Source organism: Roseburia amylophila (genome assembly GCF_025567465.1).
Taxonomy (GTDB): Bacteria; Bacillota; Clostridia; order Lachnospirales; family Lachnospiraceae; genus Roseburia_C; species Roseburia_C amylophila.
In genome coordinates, this window is sequence record NZ_JAOQKI010000006.1 from 51647 (window position 1) to 75803 (window position 24157).

A 24157-nucleotide genomic window follows, 5' to 3' on the forward strand; every position below is an offset into this window, starting at 1 on the left:
GATTTTTTCCATTCTACTGCAAATTACTCTGTAAATAAAGCTGTTGAATAATATCTGTCTCCATTGTCCGGTAATAAAGCTACAATTGTTTTTCCTTTATTTTCAGGTCTCTTTGCCAGTTCAATTGCTGCATAAGCTGCTGCTCCGGAAGAAATTCCTACTAATACGCCCTCTTTGTGTGCAATTTCTTTTGCCACACGGAAAGCATCTTCGTTCTCTACCGGAAATACCTCATCATATACTCTGGTGTTTAATACATCCGGTACGAATCCTGCACCGATACCCTGAATCTTATGTGCTCCACTCTTACCTTCGGATAATACCGGTGAAGATGCCGGCTCTACTGCTACAACTTTAACATCTGCTTTCTGCTCTTTTAAGTATTCACCGGTTCCTGTTACGGTTCCACCTGTACCAACTCCTGCTACAAAGATGTCTACTGCTCCGTCCGTATCTTTCCAGATTTCCGGTCCTGTTGTCTCTTTGTGTACTTTTGGATTCGCAGGGTTTACAAACTGTCCAGGGATAAAGCTGTTTGGAATCTCTTTTGCAAGTTCATCCGCTTTTGCAATTGCACCTTTCATTCCTTTGCTTGCTTCTGTCAGAACAATTTCTGCACCGTAAGCCTTTAAGATGTTTCTACGTTCAACACTCATGGATTCCGGCATAGTAAGAATGATACGGTATCCTTTGGCTGCCGCAAGTGCTGCAAGACCAATTCCTGTATTTCCGGATGTCGGCTCGATAATAACAGAACCTTCTTTTAACTGTCCTTTTGCTTCTGCATCTTCAATCATTGCTTTTGCGATACGGTCCTTTACGCTTCCTGCCGGATTGAAATATTCCAGTTTGAAAAGTAATTTTGCTTCTAAGTTATACGCCTTTTCTAAATTAACTGCCTCGATTAATGGTGTATTTCCAATCAGTCCTAATGTTCCTTTATAAATGTTTGCCATGATAATAATCTCCTTTTCCCTAAATTCATATATTTCCTATCTGTTTGATATGGATTAAGTATAATATAAAACGATGTGTACCAATTGTCAAGACTTTTTTCAAATAAATTATTTAAAATATTTTGTTTCATTGGTACACATCGACCTCGTCCATTTAAATGACATAATCGCTGCTGATATCCTGCTGCCATTCCATCAAATCCTCTAACGTATACCTGTCTACTACACTCTTAATCGCATCGTTTAATTCTTTCCAGATACGAAGTGTTACACATTCTGACTGACGCTCACAGGTGTTCACCTCATCCTCAAGACACGATACCGGTGCAAGACTTCCTTCTACCTGACGTAATATCATCCCTATCGTATATTCCTTCGGTGTCTTTGATAAACGATATCCTCCCTGGGGGCCTCTGATGCTCTTAACAAACCCTGCCCGTACCAGTGTAGAAATAATCTGTTCCAAGTATTTCATGGAAATATCCTGACGTTCCGCAACATCTTTAAGACGTACCGGTTCAACTTCATCATTCATTGCTATATCAAGAAGAAGTCGGACAGCATAACGTCCCTTTGTTGAAATCTTCATACTGTACCTCCATTTCTATTTGTCTATGGGTACAGTATATTCCTTTTTTCCTACTATGTCAATAGGGATATGTTGTTTTAATATTCTTCCTCTTCTTCACCCTCAGAGATGTCGTTCTTCGGCTTCTTTAAGCCTTCAATGACAATGCCATTCTTCTCAGCATAATCCCAAAGTGCAGCATGAATACCTTCTTCTGCCAGAAGGGAACAATGCACTTTAACCGGTGGAAGTCCGTCTAATGCTTCCATTACTGCTTTATTGGTTACAAGTAATGCTTCCTGTACGGTCTTTCCCTTTACCAGTTCTGTTGCCATACTACTGGTTGCAACTGCAGCACCACAGCCAAAGGTCTTAAACTTACAGTCCTGAATCACACCATTATCATCAATATCTAGATAGATTCGCATGATATCACCGCATTTTGCATTTCCTACTGTTCCTACTCCGCTGGCATTTTCAATCTCCCCTACATTTCTCGGATTCTGAAAATGATCCATAACTTTTTCACTATACATAATCGTTACTCCTTTTCTTCTCTATTACTGCTGGTTCTTTACAAAATCTTCGTATAACGGTGACATGCTGCGTAAATGTGCAACAATCTCTTTGATTGCGTCTACCGTGGTGTCAATCTGCTCTTTGGTGGTATCTGCGCCTAAAGTCAGGCGGAGTGAGCCATGTGCAATCTCATGTGGCAGACCAATTGCCAGCAATACATGAGACGGATCTAAGGAACCGGAAGTACATGCTGAACCGGAGGATGCACAAATCCCCTTCATATCTAACATAATCAGCATGGATTCTCCCTCCACAAAACGGAAGCATGCATTGACATTATTGGCAAGACGATGCTCTCTGTCTCCATTGATTTTCACATATGGGATTTCCTTTTCAAAACGGGAAATCATATAATCTCTCAATTCTCTTTCTCTTGCAGTACGCTCTTCCATGGAAGCAAATGCCAGTTCTGCAGCTTTACCGAAGCCTACGATTCCCGGTACATTTTCCGTTCCGGCTCTTCTCTTTCTCTCCTGTGCACCACCATGTACAAAGGAGCGGATTTTTACACCTTTTCTGATATAGAGGAAACCGATTCCCTTTGGTCCGTTTAATTTATGGCCACTGCTGCTTAACATATCAATATTCATTTCATCTACCTGGATTGGCTCCTGACCAAATGCCTGTACTGCATCAGTATGGAATAAAACTCCATGTGCCCTGGCAATTGCACCAATCTCTGCAATCGGCTCGATGGTACCAATCTCATTGTTGGCAAACATAATAGAAATCAGAATGGTATCCGGACGGATTGCAGCTTCTACATCTGCCGGATTGATACATCCATTCTCATCCACATCAAGATAAGTTACCTCAAAGCCCTGTCTTTCCAACCATTCACAGGTATGAAGAATTGCATGATGCTCAATCTTACTGGTGATGATATGTTTTCCTTTTTCTTTATAAGCTTCTGCTGTTGCTTTCAGTGCCCAGTTATCAGATTCACTTCCACCTGCCGTAAAATATATTTCTTCCGGTTTTGCACCGATTCCTGCTGCAATAATATCTCTGGCCCTTGTTACTGCCTTGCGGCTTTCCTCACCTAATGCATAAATGGTAGATGCATTTCCATAATACTGGGTAAAATAAGGAAGCATTGCCTCCACTACCCGCTCGTCCGTTCTTGTTGTTGCCGCATTGTCCAGATAGATTAATTCCATCGGTTTTCCTCCTTTATCAATTTGCTTTATCAGCTATTTTCGTCCTATTTCCAAGTAATTCAGTCGGAACTAAGAATAACACCTTAGGAATAGTATGTCAATCTTCTGCCTGGATTTATTCCTTTTGTACTTTTATTTATCCAAGAGGGTTAAAAGGGGAAAGGGCAGCTTTCGCTGCCCTTTCCATCTATCCTCTTATTTCAGACGATATACATTATAAAAACTAAACTCTCCTGTTTGCAGTTTTGCTCTGCTTAGACTCTTTTACGTCTTCTGTAAAGTACAACTACCGCTGCTCCTGCAACGAATAACAATACTACCATGCATGCAATCGGAGTATTATCTCCTGTCTTAACCTGCTTCTCTGCTGTTACAGCAGGTGTTGCATTCGGAGTTGTAGATGCTGCTGGTTTCATATCTGTATTGCTAAGTACAATAACATACTCAGATGCATGTGAGAATTTGAAATCAACGGTTCCGTCTGCATTTACCTTTACAGCCTGAACATATTCTAATGCTCCGGTCTTTTCATTATAATAGTAAAGGTTTGCATATTTTCCACTGTTCTCTGCACCAACGTTGACACGAAGTGTAGCATCAAATCCAAATGCTCCGTCATGTGCCAGTGAAAGTTCAATGGTCTTGTTGTCTCCAGCTAATGCTTTAATCTTATCAGCCGGGATGCTGCTCTTACCTACGGTTACACCGAGGTCTATTGCATCTTTTAATTTACTTACAATGTTCTTTCCGTTTACAATCCAGCTTACGTTGTCGTTCAGCTTGAAGGTAATGGTAATATCTTTTCCAATCATGCCATTGAATACTTCTGCCGGAACTTTTGTGGTATCTGGCATTGTAACATTAATCTTTGCTGTATCTCCTACAGCATCAATGGTATCAATTACTTCCTGGAAATCTTTACCCGGAACAGTAATGTCAAGATTAATCTTTTTATCTGCTCTCAGCACTACAGTACCGCCATCCTTTGCTGCCGGAATGGTAACTGTTACTGTCTTATCAGAAGAAACAGTATATGTTTTACCATCATAAAGATTTACAACTGTATTTCCTGCATTTGCATTAACCGGAACTTTTACTTCTTTTGCGGTATCCTTGATATTCATACCAACATATAAGGTTGTTCCTCCATAGGATCTTGAAACTACATCATAGCCTTCCTCATCAGAACTTGCCACAACCTTTCTGCTTCCTCTTGCAAATACATCTGTGTATGCATTACGGATGCTCAGCAGATTCTTATAATGCTGATAAGTTACATTGTCCTCTGTTGCCAGAGAGAAATCCATGTCATATCTATTAGTCTGGTATGGATAATTATTTAATCCGCTTAAACCAACTTCTTCACCATAATAGATAACCGGAATACCCTTTGCAGTAAGCTGTAAGGTAGCTGCAACTAACGCTGCTGATGTTGCCTCATCCTCGGTATATCCTTTTCCGTTCATTAAGGACGCCTTAAATCCATCTTCATCATGACTGCTTAAAAACTGACCTGTCATGTATGCGTTATTAAGTGCTGCATTTCTGGAAGAAAGGAAGCTTTCTACAGAAGAAATATTACCACTGACAAAGCTTGTTGCCTGATCATTAAAATCAAAATCAAGGTCTGCATCCATCTGACCGGTACCTAAGGTACTACCATTTGACGCATATCCTGCGCCATAATATTCTCCAATCATCTTGAAGGATGGATTTACTTCTGTTGTAGAATTCTTAAGTGCTGCCCATGTTGTACTGTCAACATGCTTTACTGTATCTACACGGAAATAGTCAACACCATAATCCTTCATCCATGATGTCTGCCATTCTACTAATTTTGCCCTGACATCTGCTTTTTCTGTTGCAAAATCCGGCAAGCCAGACTGCCATGATTTAATATCGCCTTCACTGACGCTCTTATCCCTAAGCATATCAGCAAATGTTGATTCTGTACCATATCCAGCATGGTTTACAACAATATCAACCATAATACGCATGCCACGTTTATGTGCTTCGCTAATCATAGTTTCAAATTCTTCTGTTGTACCAAGTGTCGGATTCAATTTTGTAAAATCACTTGCCCAGTATCCATGGTATGCTGCATTATAAGGAACATCTTCTGAACCCTCATCTGTTACAGCTACACCTTTCACATTTTCTACAATTGGTGTAATCCAGATTGTATTTACACCTAAATCCTGTAAGTAATCTAACTTGGTTGTTACACCTGCAAAATCTCCACCATGATACAGTCCCGGATTGTCTCCGTATGTATCTGCACCACTTGCTGTATTGTTAGATTCATTACCATCAAAGAAACGGTCTGTCACCATAAAGTAGACAACAGATTCATCCCAGTCGAAATCATTTTTGTTTTCCTTCACACGGTCTGTAATTTCAACATCCACTGTAGTACTGAATTTATTACCGTACTGGTCTGTTACAGTAATTGGTAATGTCTTAATTCCTAATGTTGTATCTGTTGTAGCAGAAATGGTAACTGCCTGCAATTCCGGTTCAATCGGCATTGCATTGCTTCCGCCAAGGGAAGAAACATCGATACTTGCGCTAGCTACTTCTAATGTTTTAGCATCTGAACTATCCTGTTCAACCTTAAACTTAACAACATCATTTTCATTGTAGTTAAAGGATTTATTCATAACTTCTGCTGTAACTGTTGCATTTAATTTATAGTATTCAAAATATGAGTAATCTGCTTTCTTGTACTCTTCACTGTTTGAATTGAATGCATCTACAACATAAGTTCCATTTGCTTTGTAACGATAATGTGTTTTACCATCTGTCAAGCCGCTCTTTACATACTCAAAACGCTTTGTTGTATCATTGTATGTCATTGGATACTCTGTTCCGTCTACATCAACAGATACTGTCATATCCTTTAAGGTGCCATCTACAAATGCAGCATCATCACGATAGTAATATGATACCTGTTGATTTTCTGCATCTACTTCATAGCCAGTATTATATGGCATAGCAATTTCCGGCTCACTGCCGGCTTTCATGCTGGCATAGATAACCTTCTGGTCAGAAGGGAATGTAACGGAATGGTCTCCACCATCTTTAATCCACGGATCAACTGTTGAATCTAATGCGATACAAAAATCAACCTTTGTACAAGATGGTTTTGCTGGAATTGTTATTGTCCATTTATCTCCACCTACGTATGTAAAATCGGTTAATGCTGAAGCATATCCTGATGACCATGTATAGAACTGTGGTGTAATTCCTTTTTCTTTTAATCCTGGATTCTCATAATCCAATACAAGGTATCTCTTTTCCGTTGGTACGATTGTCGGTTTCTCATGAACCGGATCTGAACCATCCACATAATATAATACCTCATTCTCATCACCGCTTATTGTAAAAGAACGGTCTGCGGTATCAGAGCCGCCATCCCATCCCTGTGTTATGTCATAACGTGCCTTTAATCCTACTGTTTTTCCCACATTACTGCCGGCAACTGTAATGGTCTTTTTAAACCATGTCACATTATTTGCAGCATCATATTCTGTTTCATCAAAAACATATGATCCATTTAATCCGGCATTCCACATCCACATATCAACTTTTCCCATGTCTGTGTCTGTTGATAAATCTTCATTGTAATAATACATTGTAAATGTGTGGTCTGGAACCGGTGCCTCCCAGCTGTCCGGTGCTGTTTTATATACGGTTGTATCACCACCACCTTTGGTTCCGGTAACCCAGAGTTCAGTACTTGTTGATGTTACAGAAACATCAATATTATCCGTCTGTGCTCCATTGTTATTATTAAAAATACAGCTGAAATTCTGTTTTACATCCTGTGTATATACTACATCATACCATCCGGAATGGTCAGCATTTTCTGAAATCTGTCCACCTGGCCATTCTTTTCCAACACCTGCTCCTGTTGCAGAGGCATCTGCTCCCCACATATGATTGTAAATAGTGCTTCCCATTCCTGAAGCAAGATAATGAATGGTTGTTACATATTTCCAATCAGCAGGTTTTGTCTCTGACAAAGAACCATCGAACCAGTACTCTGCTTCTGCCTTTCCTTTTGTAGAAAGTGTTACTCCGTCTAACTGGTTTCCATGTCCATCATCATTTAAAATGAGATCATAATCTGTGCTGTTATCTAATGTCAGATGCATTGTATACCAGCCTTCATGACCTTCTGCTGCAGTCATGGTTTTTCCCGGCCATTCACCTGCCGGCTTATTGGTCTCATGATATATATATGCAGCAACATCATTGCCTAATGTGCTCTTATAATTAATAGTCAGATCACATTCTGTTGGTACAGACTCCGGAATCAATGTTTCATTCTTTGAAGCATCCTTATACCACTGATATTTTCCATTATCATCCAATAAACAATAAATGCTTGTATCAGAAGTAAAAGTCTTAATCTGCTCAATTGCAGCTCCTTCTGTCTTTATCTCTGGTGCAGCCTTCTCAGTAGAACCTGCATCAACAAACTGAAAACCTGTCCACTCACTGCTCTGTACATCTACATAATAGAGTCCAGAACTTTCCTCATATGCAAGCTTTGGTTTTTCCTGATCCCCCCATTGTGAAATGGCGGCATTTCCTGCGTCATGGTTATCTACCGTAGCACCGGCAGCCCAGACATTGACAACCGGTGTATTCCATGTACTTGGTTTGTCCAGGTACAACCGGATTGTCGGGCTCGCAGCATATGCAGTGGTTGCACCACCGATTGCCGGAACCATGGTCACAATCATAGCAAGTGCAAGTACCATACTAAAGATACGGCTTACAATGCCATGTTTCCTGTGAAAGCGTTCTTTTAACTTTCTCATCTTTCCCTCTCCTTTTCATCGTTTTATTTTATATTTCCCTGCGATTACGTTTTCCCTCCGATTACGTTTTCGCAGTTTTTCGATAATTAATTATATTCTAATTTTTTTACTTTCGCTATCCGCAAATAAACTAAAAAAGAAATTCTTTTTTGTGCATTTTAACTAATTTCTGTCTTGAAGCTCATTTTTACAATTCATTTTACACAATTTCCGCATGATAATTTTTTCGAAAAAAGGACAGCACCGATTGGTACTGTCCCATATAATTTACATAATTAAATTTTCATAGTTCCGCAAAACCTGGCAGCTAATTCTGGTAATCCATATGTGCAATGACCATCATGGCAATCTTAAAAGTCATGGCATCCTCGAATTTGCGGATATCAAGTCCAATCATCTTTTCCAGACGTTCTAAACGGTATACCAGCGTATTCCGGTGGATGTATAGCTGCCTTGCTGTTTCTGAAATATTCAGGCTGTTCTCAAAAAATTTCTGGATTGTCACCATCGTTTCATCATCTAAATCAATATTCCGCTCACCAAAAATCTCTTTGATAAACATTTCGCAAAGGCTCATCGGAAGCTGGTAAATCAGTCTGCCGATGCCAAGCTTTCCGTAGGAAATGGTTTCCTCTTCTACATTAAAGATTCTTCCTACTTCCAGTGCCATCTTGGCTTCCTGATAAGATTTGGCAATATCCTGCAGGGTATTTACCGTATTACCATAACCCACACGGACACGCACCATTGCTTCTGCATGCAGATTGTCTACAATTGTTTTCGCCAGATGCAATGCATCCTCTTCTGTTTTCAAATCTGTTGCATCCTTAATCAGGATAATGTTCTGCTCGTCTAACTCTGTTACAAAATCCCGGTTGCGGTCTGCAAAAAGATTCTTCACCATTTCTACAATAACAGAATCTTTTCTGCCATCCACTTCTATGACATAAACCAGACGCTTTGCCTGCTCAATATGCAGCTTCTTTGCCTTATTATACATATCTACAACCAGCATATTTCCAAGAAGGATATTCTGCATAAAGTTATTCTTATCCGACTGTTCCCGGTTGGAGGCAATCAGATTCCGAATCTGGCATACGGCAAGTCTTCCCACCATATATGCTTCATCATTAGTGGAACGCGCCAGAAGAATATATTCTACTTCCTGTTCTGCAATTACTTTAAAGAAATGAAAGCCCGACAACATCTGGCTTTCTGCCATGGATGCTGCAAAATTCACAACCTCTGCATGCATATCTGTTTCAATCTGAAATGTTGCTGCAACCTGCTTTCCGTTTTCGTCATAAAGGGCAAGTCCGATTTTGGATATATCACTGATTTCTTCTAATGTTGTCTGTAGCTTATGATTTGAAAGCATTCTGCGTACTCCTTACTTATATATAATATGAGAAAAGACTTTTACTGAGAACAAAGAATGTGCCTTGGCACATTCTCGCGCCTGCGGCGGTCGCTTGCGACATCTACCTTATACGCCGCAGTGCGCATCCTCGCGGAGCGTGTTTTACTTTACAGGAAATTACTTTCCTGTAAAGTAAAACACCCGGATGCATATAGCACCCGGGTTATTGCACTATATTCAGTTCGATTGTACCGAATTAGTTAGTAATTGTCAATTCAGTCTCTTTGTCGAATACATGAACCTTCTCAGGATCGATAGCAAGTTTGATATGGTCGCCTAAACGAGCCGGTGTTCTGGAATCAACCTTAGCTGTCATCTGAACTCCTGCAGCTTCGAAGTATAATAATACTTCAGAACCAAGTAACTCATATCCGGTTACATCTGTCTCAATGATGCTGTCTTTGAAGGTTTCGATTGTAATCTGGGAATCATCGATATCTTCTGGTCTGACACCCATAACAACTGTCTTTCCGTTGTAGTTGCCTTCAATTAATTTCTTAGCTTTTGCTGGTGGTAATACAACAGTTGTATTGTCAAATGTAAGGGAAACCTTCTCACCTTCAATATTACATTTAGCATCTACGAAGTTCATCTGTGGTGATCCGATGAATCCAGCTACGAATAAGTTATCTGGCTCATTGTATAATTTCTGTGGAGAATCAACCTGCATGATAACACCATCTTTTAATACAACGATTCTGGTTCCTAATGTCATAGCCTCTGTCTGGTCATGTGTTACATAGATGATTGTAGCACCTAATCTATGATGCAGAGCGGAAATTTCAGAACGCATCTGTACTCTTAATTTTGCATCCAGGTTTGATAAAGGCTCATCCATAAGGAATACCTTAGGATTACGAACGATTGCACGACCCATAGCAACACGCTGTCTCTGTCCACCGGAAAGAGCCTTTGGTTTACGGTCTAATAATTTCTCAAGGTCAAGGATCTTAGCTGCTTCTTCAACTTTTCTCTTGATTTCATCCTTCGGAACTTTTCTTAATTTTAATCCGAATGCCATATTGTCAAATACAGTCATATGTGGATACAGAGCGTAGTTCTGGAATACCATTGCGATATCTCTGTCTTTTGGCTCTACATCGTTAACGAGTTTTCCGTCGATGTATAATTCTCCGGAAGAAATCTCCTCAAGACCTGCAATCATACGAAGTGTAGTAGATTTACCACATCCAGATGGTCCTACGAAGATGATGAATTCCTTATCTTCTACTTCAAGGCTGAAATCCTTAACAGCTTCAAAGCCGTTTGGATATACTTTACAAATGTTTTTTAATGATAAACTTGCCATTGGTTTAACCTCCTAATGTTTTGTTCGTTTTTAACTGTCCTTATCATACAGGATATTGCGCACTTTGGCTATGCGAGGATTCCACAAAGATTTTTCTTTTTTTTGTATGTTCTGACTGATATTCTGTGCATTTTTTTATCTCTTCGTCAGAGTGACGAAAACCCATCTCTTTCTTGTACAATCCGACGAAAGAAATGGGTTTTCACTTTAGAAAATGTTTATCTTTTCTTTATAATTTAGAGTATCCGTAACCATTTACCATGGCCTCTAACTTCATGCCTTTTGCACAATACGGACAGTCATGCTGCTCATATGCCTGATAGCCCGGTACATCTTTCTCGGTAAAGAGACTTTCTACTCTGTGACCGTCTACTTCCTTAACAGTGGAGAAAATTGCTACTACATCTTCAATAATTCCACCGTAATACCGGATGCACTCTAAGCATCTTCTGATTGTCTCACCGGTTGTTGTTGTATCCAGCAAAAGCACGATATGTTTTCCGGTAATCATATTTTTGGTATTATCACGGAAAATCATCTGACCGCTGCTGTTCATCTCCGGAGAAATAACATAAATAGTCTCATGCAGATTGGTTGACATAAAATCTCCCTGTTCAAAACGCTCTGCTAAAAATCCGCCAATCATTTCTGTTCTGTCCATACATACAATGGTATCTACATAGGATGGATTACCGGTCTTCTGGTAAAGCACTTTTGCAGCTTCTTTTGCCTCTTTCACGCGGGCTTTTATACTGGTTACATCAATATAGTAATTGATGTGCGAATGACTGGTGGCAAAATGCCCCGGTATTGCATGTAATGCAAGATTGTTGTTTTCCTGTGAATAAAATTTGACCATACGTTCTTCCATTTGATTTACCCCCTGTTTGATAATTTACTGGATTCCGGTACTTCCGAAACCACCTCTGTCCTGGTTGCCCAGGCTTTCTACTTCTTCAAAATGAATCTGCGGCTGATTCTCTACAATACGGAACTGTGCGATACGGTCATTAACATGAATCACGGTATCACGCATTGCAATTGCAGGCAGTCTCCACATATCATTGTCTCCACAGTAGGAACCGTCTACGATTCCGCAGCTGTTTGCCTGAATAATTCCGAAATTCTTATAAGAAGAACTTCTTGGCATAATGTGTGCTTCATATCCCTTTGGCAGCTCCATTGCCACACCAAGAGGAATCAGTTTAAATTCTCCTGCTTTCATTTCGACTTCTTCGGATGCACGAAGATCAATCCAGTCGGATTTGCCATCGATATATGTAAGCTTTTCGATTTTATCTGTAAAATATTTGATACGAATCTTTTCCATTCTGCTAAAAACTCCTTTTCTCCTACTGCCATTCCAGGTCGTCATGCTCTACCTTTTTATCTCTGAGCATCAGTTCTTTTACTGCATCTTTCGCAGGTTTATTTTCAAATAATACTTCATTGACCTGTTCAATAATCGGCATATCTACATGATATTTCTTCGCTAAAGCAATTGCTGCTTTGGCAGAATAGACACCCTCAACTACCATCTTTACTTCATCCATTGCCTGCTGCATGGTATATCCCTGCCCCATCAGATATCCGGCACGACGGTTTCTGCTGTGCTTACTGGCACAGGTTACGATTAAATCACCCATTCCGGTCAGTCCGCTTAAGGTCTCATATTTCGCTCCCATGGCAAGGGCAAGTCTTCCCATCTCTGAAATTCCACGGGTAATCAGTGCTGCCTTGGTATTATCTCCATAACCAAGTCCGTCTGCCATACCTGCTGCCAGTGCAATGACATTCTTTAAGGATGCTCCGATTTCCATTCCCAGTACATCCGGGCTGGTATAAACACGTAATACTTCACTCATAAAGGTGTTCTGGACCAGTTCTGCTGTGGCACGCTTCTTTGCTCCTGCTACCAGACTGGTCGGAATTTCTTTTCCTACTTCTTCCGCATGGCTTGGTCCACATAAAACCGCCACCTCACATTGTGGAATCTCTTCCATAATGATTTCAGATAAAGTCATTAACGTATTCTCTTCAATTCCCTTTGCCACGCTGACAATAAGCTGTCCCTCTGCTACGAACGGGCTCATTGCTTTTGCTGTGCTTCTGGTAAATGGAGAAGGCACTGCTAAGACGAGCATGTCTTTTCCCTCGATTGCTTCTTTTAAATCTGTTGTGAACATAATATCATCCGGTAAAATAACGCCCGGAAGTTTTTCTGCCTGCTCATGCTTTTCCTTTAACATTTCAATTTCCGGTGCAAGTGCAGACCAGATTGTAATCTTATGACCGTTTTTATGTAATACCACCGATAAAGCAGTTCCCCAGCTTCCGGCTCCAATGATACTGATATCAGACATTTGTTTTTTCCTTTCCTATGCTTCCTGTTTCTTTGAATGGAAACTGAATTTGTTCTCGGTTCCCTTAAGAAGTCTTCCGATGTTGGCATGATGTAAAATGATTGCCAGTCCCGCCACAAAACCGAATACAATATACACCTCCGTCAGATACTGCTCCGGTACGGAAAGCAGTCCCATCTGGCCAAATACGATAATCTGTATTTCAAGACTGATTACACCAAGTATGGAACCCAAGGAAACATACCGTGTGATTGCTACCACAAGAATAAAAATTCCAAGGCTTATTGGCACTGCCAGCGGACAGAAGCCAATCAGAAGACCACCAGTACAGGCAATTCCCTTTCCGCCTTTAAATTTCATATAAGCCGGAAAATCGTGACCTAAAATGCAGCCCACACCAGCATAAAGCTCTAAGACCTTCACACTGTCCGGATAACGGTTCCGGAAAATGAGCCATACAATGACCATTGCCATAAATACCTTGCACACATCACCGATCAAGGTAAGAATGCCTGCCTTCACGCCGAGGTTACGCATGGTGTTGGTAGTTCCTACATTTCCACTGCCCACCTTACGTAAATCCACATTTTCTTTCTTTCCATATAAGAAGCCGGATAAAAACATACCGCATAAATATCCGATTCCTACTGATATTACACGTCCGAATAACATTTTATTAATCTTCCTTTCTTTCCCTTATAATGAATTTCAGGGAAGTACCCTTAAAGCCAAATGCTTCCCGAATCTTATTTTCCAGATATCTTGTATAAGAAAAATGCATCAGGTTCTTGTCATTTACAAAGATAACAAAAGTTGGCGGTTTTACCGCTGCCTGTGTAATATAATATAATTTTAAGCGTTTTCCCTTATCCGTTGGTGGCTGCTGCATGGCAACTGCCTCTGCCATAATCTCATTTAATACACCGGTTGCCACACGCATGCTGTTATTTTCAAGCACTACATCAATGGTCTCAAAAATCCTGCCGGTACGCTGTCCGGTCTTGGCTGAAATAAATAAAATCTCTGCATATGGCATGAAGCTTAAAATCTGACGGATTTTCTCTGTATGCTTGTAAATGGTCTTATCATCCTTTTCAATGGCATCCCATTTATTCACTGCAATGATAATTCCTTTGCCTCTTTCATGGGCAATTCCAGCAATCTTGGCATCCTGCTCCGTTACGCCTTCTGTAGCATCAATTACAATAATGACCACATCTGCACGTTCCACTGCTGTTACTGCCCGGATGATACTGTAACGCTCTAATTCTTCTTTAATCTTATTCTTTCTCCGGAGTCCTGCCGTATCAATAAATACATATTCTCTGCCATTATATTTTATATCGGTATCAATGGCATCTCTTGTAGTTCCGGCAATATCAGAAACAATCACACGGTTTTCACCTGTCAGCTTGTTAATCAGTGATGACTTACCTACGTTCGGCTTACCTACAATGGCAATACGCGGTCTGTCATCTTCTGCTTCTTCTAACATTTCCTGGGTAAAATGCTTTGCCACTTCATCTAACAAATCACCGATTCCAAGTCTGGATGCTGCAGATACCGGAACCGGGTCACCAATTCCAAGATTATAAAATTCATAAACATCCGGCATATATTTTTTAAAATCATCTACTTTATTTACTGCAAGAATAATTGGCTTCTTGGAACGGCGCAGCATGTCAGCTACTTTCTGGTCTGCATCTACAAGCCCCTGTCTTACATCCGTAATAAAAATAATGACATCTGCGGTATCAATGGCTATCTGTGCCTGCTCCCGCATCTGGGATAAAATAATATCTCCGCTGTCCGGCTCAATACCGCCGGTATCAATTAAGGTAAAGTTATAGTCAAGCCAGGATACTTCGGCATATATACGGTCACGGGTTACACCCGGAGTATCCTGTACGATAGAAATTCTTTCACCTGCCAACACGTTAAAAAGTGTTGATTTTCCTACGTTTGGTCTGCCTACAATAGCTACTACTGGTTTACTCATTCTGTCTCCTTCCAAGGACTGCATTCAGCAAATCCTGCCCGCTTGATTTTACAATATCTGCCTGTACTTGTAAAGTTCTTTTCAGCTCCGTCAATGTGATGTCATCTAAGAAAACATCCTCTCCCATACGCAATACATTGCATGGCAGCAGTATCTCATCTCCCAAATCTTCGTCCTTAAGCTGTGCGATAATATCCTGTCCGGTCAGAAGTCCTGCAACGGTAATCCGTTCTCCGAAGAAATCGTTTCGGATCACGCGGACCCGTATCTTTACATTTGGAAACTTCTCCTTCATTTCTCCTGTCAGTTCCTCCAAAATCGGTCCTGCCAGCTTTCCGGTTACCAGCGTAACTGTCCTTTTCAGATTGGCATCACCTTTTTCTGCTGCAAGTGCCTCCCGGAATTCATCCCGCAGCAGTGTAATCATTCCCACGCCATTTTCCAGCTGGATATACCCATCATAGTTTTCTGCAGACGGAAGAGGCTGCTCTGCCAGAAGATACCACTCGTCTCCTCCATGCACAAAGTGTGTACCGAAATGCTCCATGCAATAATCCTGCCAGCGGTGAATCTGCTCTAAGACTTTTCCTGCATCCTCTTTTTCAAAAGCTTCCAAAGGATATAAGCCCTCCCGGTATTTTGTCAGGCCGACCGGTACAATAGAAAGGCTCTGCATATTTGGAATGTATTCTGTCAGATCACGGATGGTCCGCTCTAACTCTTCGCCATCATTGACGCCCTTGCAGAGTACAACCTGTCCATTCATTTCAATTCCGGCATCTGATAAGCGTTTGATTTTCTTTAAGGCTTCTCCAGCGAAACGGTTGTGCAACATGGTACAGCGAAGCTTCGGATTCGTGGTATGCACCGACACATTAATCGGTCCAAGATTGTAGTATATGATACGTTCAATATCCTTATCCTTCATATTGGTCAGCGTTACATAATTCCCCTGTAAGAAGGAAAGTCTGGAGTCATCATCTTTAAAATAAAGTGTCTCACGCATGCCCGGCGGCATCTGGTCAATAAAACAGAACATACACTTATTGGAACAGGATTTGTAATCGTCCATCAGTCCGTTTTCAAATTCGATTCCAAGGTCTTCATCATAATCTTTTTCAATTTCCAGTTCCCACTCTTCGCCATTATTCTTTCTTACTACCACCAGAAGATACTCGTCCTCTGTCAGGAACTGATAGTCAAATACATCTTCTATTTCTTTGCCATTAATGGAAATCAGCTCATCTCCCGGCTCCAGCTCAAGCTCCATGGCAATGCTGTCCGGTTTAACTCCACTGATGACATGTTTCTTTGTATGCATAAATTATTTTCTCAATCTTTCTATATTATAATACCTCTTTAGTTTACAATAAAAAGGGCAGAATAACAACAGTTATTCCACCCTTCCATTTATTCCTGCTCCATACTCATGCTTCTGTCTTCCATTTCCTGTAACGTCATCAGTTCATCCTCCGACTCAATGATATGTAACTCCAGCAGTTTGTTAATCGTGTATACACAACGATCATTCAAATTCAAATCGAAATAATAATCTTTACTGTTTTCCATTCCCCACATCCGTTGTTCCCCTCTGGTAAGCCGGATTCCCTGGCTGTTATAGACATGCAGATACAGTCCATTGATATACGTATGTTTATAGTAGTTATCATTTACTGTATTCAGATAAATATGACCTGCCCGGATGTCCTTAAGATAAGCATCATATATTTCCTGCGCCCGCTCATCAGGTATATTAATGCTGCCATATTCTAAATTCTGGTCATAGGTATCAAACTCCATTGAAATAATATGATTATTCGGGTCATCATAATTCACCATCAGATTCCCCTTGAGATAATTCTCCGGATCCATAGACATAGCATAGATTCTTGAAACAACCGAATCTGCATTTTCATAATAATTTTTAGCAGCCGGTACATCATAGCTTCTCACCATAATGCTTCCATCTGCAAGCTGATAATCAATCTCTACCCACTGCAATGCCTTATCTAAATCAGACGAGCCCTGATATGCCTGAAATTCCTTCTTCGAATCAATAATCTGCTGATGAATACTCATAATTTCATCAATTCCGCTTTCTGAATTTTCTTCTATTTCAAAATAGCAGTTAATATTTGCTGCGACAATTTCCTTCTTATCCGGGATTTTATTTTCCAGTCCGAACGCATTCCATTTGATACAAAGAAGAAATACGACGGAAATTCCTAACATGACGCCACATTCTAACAATCTCTTTTTGGTCACTACACGCAGTTTCTTCGTCAAAATCATTTCCGCAACGAAAAATGCCAGAAAGCCTGCAATCAATGTGGTAAATAAAACCATCAGGAAATTGCCCAGTGATGTATGTACCAGCACGCCAAACAGTCCGTTCAGCAGAATTGCAGTAAGAAAAGCCACACAAAAAGCCATTCCCCAGCGGAACACCGGGCGGGTTGCCGGAATTGTAAGCACATCTCCCGTGGCTTCCAGTTTACGTTTCTGATAAAGCAGACAGGATATCACTATCAGCACCACACCCACCAGCACATAGATCCCTACAACCGAAAGGCCAAACATATGGTATTCTATCCTGTCCTCTAAATAGTCATACTCTACTCCCACCTTATTTGAAAGATATATCACCGGTGATAAAATACTATTCATACGGTCAGCATAAGAATTCGCCATACCATAGCCAATTGTACTAATCATACATGTAATCACATAGCGGCATCCTATATATAATACGTTCAGAATAATCGTGAATACCGGCATTGCCAATAACTGACCGCTAAACATGCCAACGAAAATTGCCATACTGTAGAAGAAAAAGCTCTCTCCCGTCAGCATCAGTGCCCACGCCAGCAGATACTGCAGACTTGTAATTCCCTGCATAATGCAGCATACTGTTCCAAGAATAAACGCCAATAGTACAGGAACCACCAGCATGCAAATTCCTGACAGGAAATTACTGATAAAAAGTTCCGTTCTTTTCAACGGCAGTGAATGAAACAGATGTGAGCTTCTGTTATTATAAAGATAATAAAATACTGCCATTGCTACAATAATTCCAATTGCCAGACTAAGGAGTGCTATAAGCGCACCACTTCCATCCGAAAACAGGATCTGCATAAAATTATTCATTTTTATTTCTTTAATTTCCTGTGCTGAATAACCTTCATAAGAAATCCCGGAATTCACTAACAGCCGCAGAGGAAGCATACATAGCAGCAATATCGTATAAATCAGCCAGACAGGCCAGAAATGCGTAATATTTTTCCAAAATACCGTCTCATTAAAGTAAGATGTCTTTGACCGCATAATCCGCACCTCCTAATTCGTAAATAAAAATTTCTTCCAATGTCAGAGGCAGCACATCAATCAGCATCGGCGAAGTCTGTTCTAACCGCAGCTTTGCCTCTTTGGGATTGCCTTTTACAATCATGGTATATACCCTTCCGGTACTGGACATATGTAACACTTCAAAATCAGCCGGAAGCTTCGGCATTCTTTCCTGATATGCCACCTGAATCTTACAGACACTTCCCTGTAGTTCGCTTAAGGAACGTTCTAACATTACTTTTCCATGATGCATAATGCCCACATGGTCGCAGACATCCTCCAGCTCTCTTAAGTTATGGGAAGATACTAACACCGTAGTTCCATGTTCTGCCACATCAGACATGATGATGCTCCAGATCTGCCTTCTCATTACCGGGTCTAGTCCATCTACCGGCTCATCTAAAATCATAAGCTCCGGTCTGCAGCTGATTGCCAGCCAGAAAGCCGCCTGCTTCTGCATTCCCTTTGACATTCTCCGAATGGTCATCTTCGGATCAATGTTGGAAAATGCATCCCGGATCCGGAAAAACAAATCTTCATCAAAAGTCTTATAGATTCCCTTATAAAAGCGTTTCATTTCCATGACATCTGCCTGCTGGAAATAGAAAAGATCATCCGGAATATATGCAAATCTGGCCTTTGCCTGAGGATTCTCATACACCGGCATCCCGGCTATTTCTATGTTGCCGGCATCCGGCTTATAGATTCCGGTAATATGTCTTATTATCGTAGATTTCCCGGCTCCGTTCGGTCCTACCAGTCCATAAATTGCTCCATCCCTTACATGCAGGTTTACACCGTCTAACGCCCGGAAATCCCCAAATGTTTTCACTACATTATTTACCCGTATCATGAATATCTTCTTCTCCTTCCAGTTCCGTTATCCGATGTTTCAACTGCTCCGGCTCTACTGCCAGATACAGCAATTCTGATACAATTTCATCAAAATGTCCTTTTAATTCCACTGTTCTTGCATCCTTTACATGCTTCTGGGCAGCCACGAATGTTCCTTTCCCGGAAATGGTATAGACATATCCTTCTTTCTCCAGATCACGGTACGCCCGCTGGATGGTATTCGGATTAATTGCCAGTGTTGCTGCCAGTTCACGCACAGATGGCAGTTTTTCATCCGCTGTCAATGCATTGGAAATCACAAGATGACGCATTCCATCTTTAATCTGTTCGTAAATAGGCTTTGCATCCCTGTAATTAAGCTGTATCACTTCGCTTCCTCCTTTTGGAATATCGTAGGTGTATTATCCGTATTACTTCAATTGATACGCACACTATAACATCCCAGCAGATGAGACACAAGAAAAATATCTGTATGATTTTATTAATAATTCCTTAATGCTGCTCGCGTAAAAAAGCGGAACCAGTTTACACTGATTCCGTCTCTTTACACTACTCTATCTTCCTTTCATCAGGAAATATTATTCACATTTTTCAATTGCTGCAATTACTTCATTTAACTTCTGTAATTCATCTTTGATTTCGCGGTTGTTATTACCAAAGTCTGTTGCCAGTGCAGATACATTGGTTGCAACAATTGCGAATCCTTTTCCAGCCTCTCCTGCACGAGCAGCCTCAATAGAAGCGTTTAATGCAAGAATCTTCTGGTTCTTTTCAATCTTGTCCAGCTGTTTGGTAATATCATTAATCTTCTGGATGTATTCTGAGGTCTTCTGTACATTCTCATGAATATCAGAATTCTTCTTCTCTTCATCCATTCTCTTCTCTTCAGATGCTGCAAGCTGTGTCAGAACGATAGTCAGCGCTGCTATCTTAGCTTTAGCTTCGTTTTCATCCTCTGCGTCTTCCTTCTTCGCATAAGAAAGATATCCAACAATTTCAATTCCGGCTTTGATCACATCTCTGTATTCAGATGCTTCACCTTCCCCGATTGCTACACTTCCATCAGAATCCAGAAGTAATGGTTTTACTCCTGTTACGTTTTCCCATTGTGCAAAAAGTACCTCTATATCTTCTGCATTAAATATCTTATTCAACTGCATATTTCTGCCCTCCTAAATTATTTATCCTAATTATATCACATGTTTGCTTTGTGAACAAAAAAATTTTTCATTTTTTGACATTTTTCTATTTAATGCACAAAAATGCCCCAAGATTTCCTCTTCTTCCATGACTTGCTCTGTGCGAAAACAACAGTTCACTGTTACAGCAGGTACACACATTCGGCAAGATTAGTTTTTCCGGCAGGATTCCCGCATCTAAAAGCACTCTTTCATTGGCTTTCCAGAGATTTAACTGATACTTTCCATTTTCTTTCCGGTACATAATTTCACTGCCATGACCGGAAAACTCCTGTTCAAATTCCAGTGCCACATCTTCACTTACTTCATAACAGTCCTGGCAGATAGATGGGCCTATCGCACACCATACATCCTCCGGTACTGTTCCATATGCTTCTGCCATTGCTTTCAGCGTGGCTCTTCCCATTCTGTTAACCGTGCCCCTCCAGCCGGAATGGCTCAGTCCGATTGCCCTATGCTTTGTATCCACAAAGTAAAGCGGCACACAGTCTGCATAAAAGGTTGCAAGCATCAGCCCCGGCACATCGGTAATCAATCCATCCACATCATGATACGGCCGTTCCTTTGTCAGTCCGCTTCCTGCATCCTCTGCTGTTACTTTTCTTACATTGGTGGTATGGGTCTGGTCAGAGCAGACAATCTGCCCTGCCGGAACTTCCATTGCCTCAGCTACCCTGCGGAAATTTTCCTTTACTGCCTCTATGTCATCTCCACGGTTAAAGCTTAAATCCAGCGAAGAAAATTCATTCTTACTTACTCCACCCATTCTTGTGGTAAAGCAGTGTTTTACCATATCAAGTGCCTGCAACTGTGGATACTGCAGTAACACTAATTCTTTTTTCCCCGCATGGGAAAATACGGACGGTATCATGGTTCGTCCATCCTCTTTTATCTGAAATTCTGTCATTTTTCTTTTCCTGTTCTTATTTTTCCAGTTCCAACTCCATGCTGTAACGGATTCCATGCTGTAACTGGTTCAATTCTCCAGCATTCTTTTTCCTGTATCAAGTCTCATCTGTCACTAATAAGGCTCTATATAGGGGAAAGCATCCTTCAGCCACTGTATGTCCTCTCCTAATATTGCAATCACATCAAACCTGCAGGGCAGTCCCATCATATGTTTACACATCAGGTAATAATCTGCCACTCTTGATATTTTCCTTTGTTTACGGTAATCTACCGCTTCCTGTGGAAGTCCCTTTCCGGTATCACTGCGGTATTTTACTTCTGCAAAAACAAGATATTTTCCATCTCTTGCAATCATATCAATTTCTCCGAACCTGCAGCGGTAATTCATCTCACAGATACTGCAGCCGGATGCCTTTAAATACTCTGCCGCCTTTTTTTCATACTCACTGCCCATGCTGCGTTTATTTTCCATCCCTGCTCCCCTTTCTGTTATTCCTGCTATTTGGATTTCCACTATTTGGATTCCTGCTATTTGGATTCCTGCTATTTGGATTTCCACTATCCCGTTTGCCGTTACAGCTATTTTTATTCCAATTTACTGCGCAGCTTATCCATATCATCGACAAAGACAAGTATCTCTGCCACTACTTCATATAATTCCGGCGGAATCATATCTCCAATTTCAAGCCTGGATAAGGTATTTGCCAGCTGATTATCCTGATACAGCGGAACATCTTCCTCTTTGGCTTTCTCAATAATTTTATCCGCAAGATACCCCTTGCCGGTTGCCAGTATCTTTGGTGCCCTCTCTCCCGGCTCATATGCGATGGCAACTGCTGTTTTTTCTTTTGTTTTCTCTTCTCCGGCATTTTTCCCATCAAAGTCTGCCGGATGCCAGATTCCATTTTTCATAAATTACGCCCTCATATCAAAGGAATACCGATGCAGGATTCCGACTGACGGATGCTCCTGCTGCATAAAATCTTCAACCAGATTTTTCTTTCTGGACTGGTTCTCCACCTGTACCGTACAGGAATATCCTTTCTCCTGCAGCCGCTGCATCAGCTCAGCCATATGTTCTTCGATTAAATCATAGGATTTCTCATCCTCCAGATAAAAATTCGTATGCACCTTTCTATCCTTCATCCGCACAGACACATCCGTTGCACCAAGGTTATCCATATCAAGATGTAAAAAAGCACTCAGTTCGCCATCCGGTCTGTCCACACCACTCTTATTAGTATAGACAAATAAATCTCCGTGGGCATTCTGATTTGACATCCGAAGGGGAATCTGCACATAATGATAGGCATTATTAATCTGATTCATAAATTCAATATTCCCCTGCAGATTACTTACTGCTTTCGCAAGGGAAGTATTGCTCTGACCGGATTCTTGCACCAGCTCCTGCATCTTCTGCATCTGATTTTCCATCTTCTCATAAAGATGCTTAACAGCATCCCCTTTGATTTCTTCCGGTTTTAGTGTCCACTGCTGTTTTACCTCATATTCCAGCACTTTCTGATACTCTTTACCGGAAAACAGTTTCTTTGCAGAACCTCCGGTTAAACCCATTATCTCATCCAGTGCCTGATGCAGTTCTTTTAGAAATGCACCTGTAGAAAGATTTCCGTTTAAAGTCCCCTCTGCGGTAAATAATTTACTGCCTGCAAGCTGTGGAAATTCTTTCAGAAGATTTGAAAAATCCTTCATCTGCCCCTCTGTAAACAATGCGCCGACACTGCCCCTGGCATAATACTGCACGCCATCTAATGTTTCTTCTATGGATCCTGCTATCGTTTCAGTTTCTGCTAATTCCGTTCCTGTGATTTCTGTGGCAGCAAATTCTGACGCTCCTTCCAGTATGGCTCCTTCCTGAAGTTCCACCGGACTCCAGCTTCCTTTCTGTACTCCCTCTTTTACAATTACAGACATATCCAAAGAACCATCCTGCTTCAACACCTGATAGATTCGGCTTCCCAGTTCCAATGCCTCTGTCTCGGAAAGGTTTTCGTTCTGATATAATTTTCCGATGCTTTCCAAGACATCATCAAACTGTGAAGTGATTGCCGCCTGATCAGATTTATAATTTTCAAACTGCCGGATAAATTCTTCTGACATCGGAATATCAAGCTTATGCATCAATACCAGTGACTTAATATCCGCATCCGGATATGCAGAAATACTGCGTGCCATATCCATAAGGCTTTCCCTGCCAATGGACATCTGCTCTTCCATCATGGAATTGACCATATCTATCATTCTTGGTTCTGCCGGAATGCCTGCTGCATCCAGTGCCTTTAACAACGTCGGATTATTGAGATTTCCATTGGTATAAGGTCGAATTTCAACGGTAGTTCCATCATTGGATTTCACCTGGAAAAACATCGCCTGACCAACGGCTAACTGTACGCCTGCTGCTATTCTCGCCTGAACAGTCTGGCCATTTGCCAGTCCAAGCGTAACCGTTCCGTTTTTGATATCATTTACGGTTCCTTCAAATACATTTCCTACCGTCATTTCCCGTACGGCTGATACCAGCTGCTGAACCCCTTGCTGCGGGGCTGTTGCTGTAGCTCCGGTAGCCGAACTTCTGTTGTATTGTGCTAACATGTCTGAAATCTGCATATCAATCACTCCACTCTGCATCGCCAATTTCTTTGGAA

Annotated in this window: 21 protein-coding genes; all 21 read right to left on the reverse strand. The window is 41.1% G+C overall.

Going from position 1 to position 24157, the window contains the following annotated elements:
• Positions 1 to 23: 23 nt before the first annotated feature.
• The 21 genes from cysK to fliK all read right to left on the reverse strand — a co-directional run bounded on the left by cysK (position 24) and on the right by fliK (position 24119).
• Positions 24 to 956: a cysteine synthase A gene (gene cysK / locus OCV43_RS05065; protein ID WP_227701193.1), complete on the reverse strand. Its 933-nt coding sequence runs from the start codon at positions 954 to 956 to the stop codon at positions 24 to 26.
• Positions 957 to 1110: 154 nt separating this feature from the next.
• Positions 1111 to 1545, reverse strand: coding sequence for an RrF2 family transcriptional regulator (locus OCV43_RS05070; protein ID WP_022242478.1), 435 nt, complete (start codon positions 1543 to 1545; stop codon positions 1111 to 1113).
• Positions 1546 to 1622: 77 nt separating this feature from the next.
• Positions 1623 to 2060, reverse strand: coding sequence for a Fe-S cluster assembly scaffold protein NifU (gene nifU / locus OCV43_RS05075; RefSeq protein WP_022242477.1), 438 nt, complete (start codon positions 2058 to 2060; stop codon positions 1623 to 1625).
• Positions 2061 to 2084: 24 nt separating this feature from the next.
• The gene (gene nifS / locus OCV43_RS05080; RefSeq protein WP_262623571.1) at positions 2085 to 3263 is read right to left on the reverse strand and encodes a cysteine desulfurase NifS; all 1179 of its coding nucleotides are present in this window, start codon (positions 3261 to 3263) and stop codon (positions 2085 to 2087) included.
• A 254-nt stretch (positions 3264 to 3517) separates the two neighbouring features.
• Entirely contained in the window at positions 3518 to 8092 is a 4575-nt protein-coding gene (locus OCV43_RS05085) for an alpha-amylase family glycosyl hydrolase (protein WP_262623572.1), read from the reverse strand.
• Between the two features lie 307 nt (positions 8093 to 8399).
• A complete protein-coding gene (locus tag OCV43_RS05090; RefSeq protein WP_022242473.1) occupies positions 8400 to 9470 on the reverse strand; it encodes a PucR family transcriptional regulator in 1071 nt (356 codons plus the stop codon).
• Positions 9471 to 9708: 238 nt separating this feature from the next.
• The gene (locus OCV43_RS05095) at positions 9709 to 10821 is read right to left on the reverse strand and encodes an ABC transporter ATP-binding protein (protein WP_022242472.1); all 1113 of its coding nucleotides are present in this window, start codon (positions 10819 to 10821) and stop codon (positions 9709 to 9711) included.
• A 229-nt stretch (positions 10822 to 11050) separates the two neighbouring features.
• Positions 11051 to 11692 (reverse strand): phosphoribosyltransferase, encoded by a 642-nt coding sequence (locus OCV43_RS05100; protein WP_262623573.1) that lies wholly within the window; start codon positions 11690 to 11692, stop codon positions 11051 to 11053.
• Positions 11693 to 11716: 24 nt separating this feature from the next.
• On the reverse strand, positions 11717 to 12151 hold the full coding sequence (locus OCV43_RS05105; RefSeq protein WP_022242470.1) for a dUTP diphosphatase: 435 nt from the start codon (positions 12149 to 12151) through the stop codon (positions 11717 to 11719).
• A gap of 22 nt (positions 12152 to 12173) precedes the next feature.
• The gene (locus OCV43_RS05110; protein WP_022242469.1) at positions 12174 to 13184 is read right to left on the reverse strand and encodes an NAD(P)H-dependent glycerol-3-phosphate dehydrogenase; all 1011 of its coding nucleotides are present in this window, start codon (positions 13182 to 13184) and stop codon (positions 12174 to 12176) included.
• Between the two features lie 15 nt (positions 13185 to 13199).
• Positions 13200 to 13856, reverse strand: a complete 657-nt coding sequence (plsY, locus tag OCV43_RS05115; RefSeq protein ID WP_022242468.1) for a glycerol-3-phosphate 1-O-acyltransferase PlsY — start codon at positions 13854 to 13856, stop codon at positions 13200 to 13202.
• A gap of 4 nt (positions 13857 to 13860) precedes the next feature.
• Positions 13861 to 15183 carry a ribosome biogenesis GTPase Der gene (gene der, locus OCV43_RS05120; RefSeq protein WP_227701187.1) on the reverse strand — a complete coding sequence of 441 codons (1323 nt, stop codon included), beginning with the start codon at positions 15181 to 15183 and terminating at the stop codon, positions 13861 to 13863.
• Positions 15176 to 16504, reverse strand: a complete 1329-nt coding sequence (locus OCV43_RS05125) for a DUF512 domain-containing protein (protein ID WP_022242466.1) — start codon at positions 16502 to 16504, stop codon at positions 15176 to 15178. The genes der and OCV43_RS05125 overlap by 8 nt, the downstream gene beginning before the upstream one ends.
• 89 nt (positions 16505 to 16593) lie before the next feature.
• Entirely contained in the window at positions 16594 to 18507 is a 1914-nt protein-coding gene (locus OCV43_RS05130) for an ABC transporter permease (protein ID WP_262623574.1), read from the reverse strand.
• A complete protein-coding gene (locus tag OCV43_RS05135; RefSeq protein WP_022242464.1) occupies positions 18482 to 19381 on the reverse strand; it encodes an ABC transporter ATP-binding protein in 900 nt (299 codons plus the stop codon). Before OCV43_RS05135 ends, OCV43_RS05130 begins: the two co-directional genes overlap by 26 nt.
• Positions 19365 to 19751, reverse strand: coding sequence for a GntR family transcriptional regulator (locus OCV43_RS05140; RefSeq protein ID WP_022242463.1), 387 nt, complete (start codon positions 19749 to 19751; stop codon positions 19365 to 19367). The genes OCV43_RS05135 and OCV43_RS05140 overlap by 17 nt, the downstream gene beginning before the upstream one ends.
• Positions 19752 to 19961: 210 nt before the next feature.
• On the reverse strand, positions 19962 to 20543 hold the full coding sequence (locus tag OCV43_RS05145; RefSeq protein WP_255667076.1) for a methyl-accepting chemotaxis protein: 582 nt from the start codon (positions 20541 to 20543) through the stop codon (positions 19962 to 19964).
• Between the two features lie 85 nt (positions 20544 to 20628).
• Positions 20629 to 21489, reverse strand: a complete 861-nt coding sequence (gene pgeF, locus OCV43_RS05150; protein WP_117840825.1) for a peptidoglycan editing factor PgeF — start codon at positions 21487 to 21489, stop codon at positions 20629 to 20631.
• Positions 21490 to 21603: 114 nt separating this feature from the next.
• Positions 21604 to 21963 (reverse strand): YraN family protein, encoded by a 360-nt coding sequence (locus tag OCV43_RS05155; protein WP_022242460.1) that lies wholly within the window; start codon positions 21961 to 21963, stop codon positions 21604 to 21606.
• Positions 21964 to 22076: 113 nt separating this feature from the next.
• Positions 22077 to 22403 (reverse strand): EscU/YscU/HrcU family type III secretion system export apparatus switch protein, encoded by a 327-nt coding sequence (locus OCV43_RS05160; protein ID WP_117946678.1) that lies wholly within the window; start codon positions 22401 to 22403, stop codon positions 22077 to 22079.
• A gap of 3 nt (positions 22404 to 22406) precedes the next feature.
• On the reverse strand, positions 22407 to 24119 hold the full coding sequence (gene fliK / locus OCV43_RS05165; protein ID WP_227701185.1) for a flagellar hook-length control protein FliK: 1713 nt from the start codon (positions 24117 to 24119) through the stop codon (positions 22407 to 22409).
• Positions 24120 to 24157: the final 38 nt, after the last annotated feature.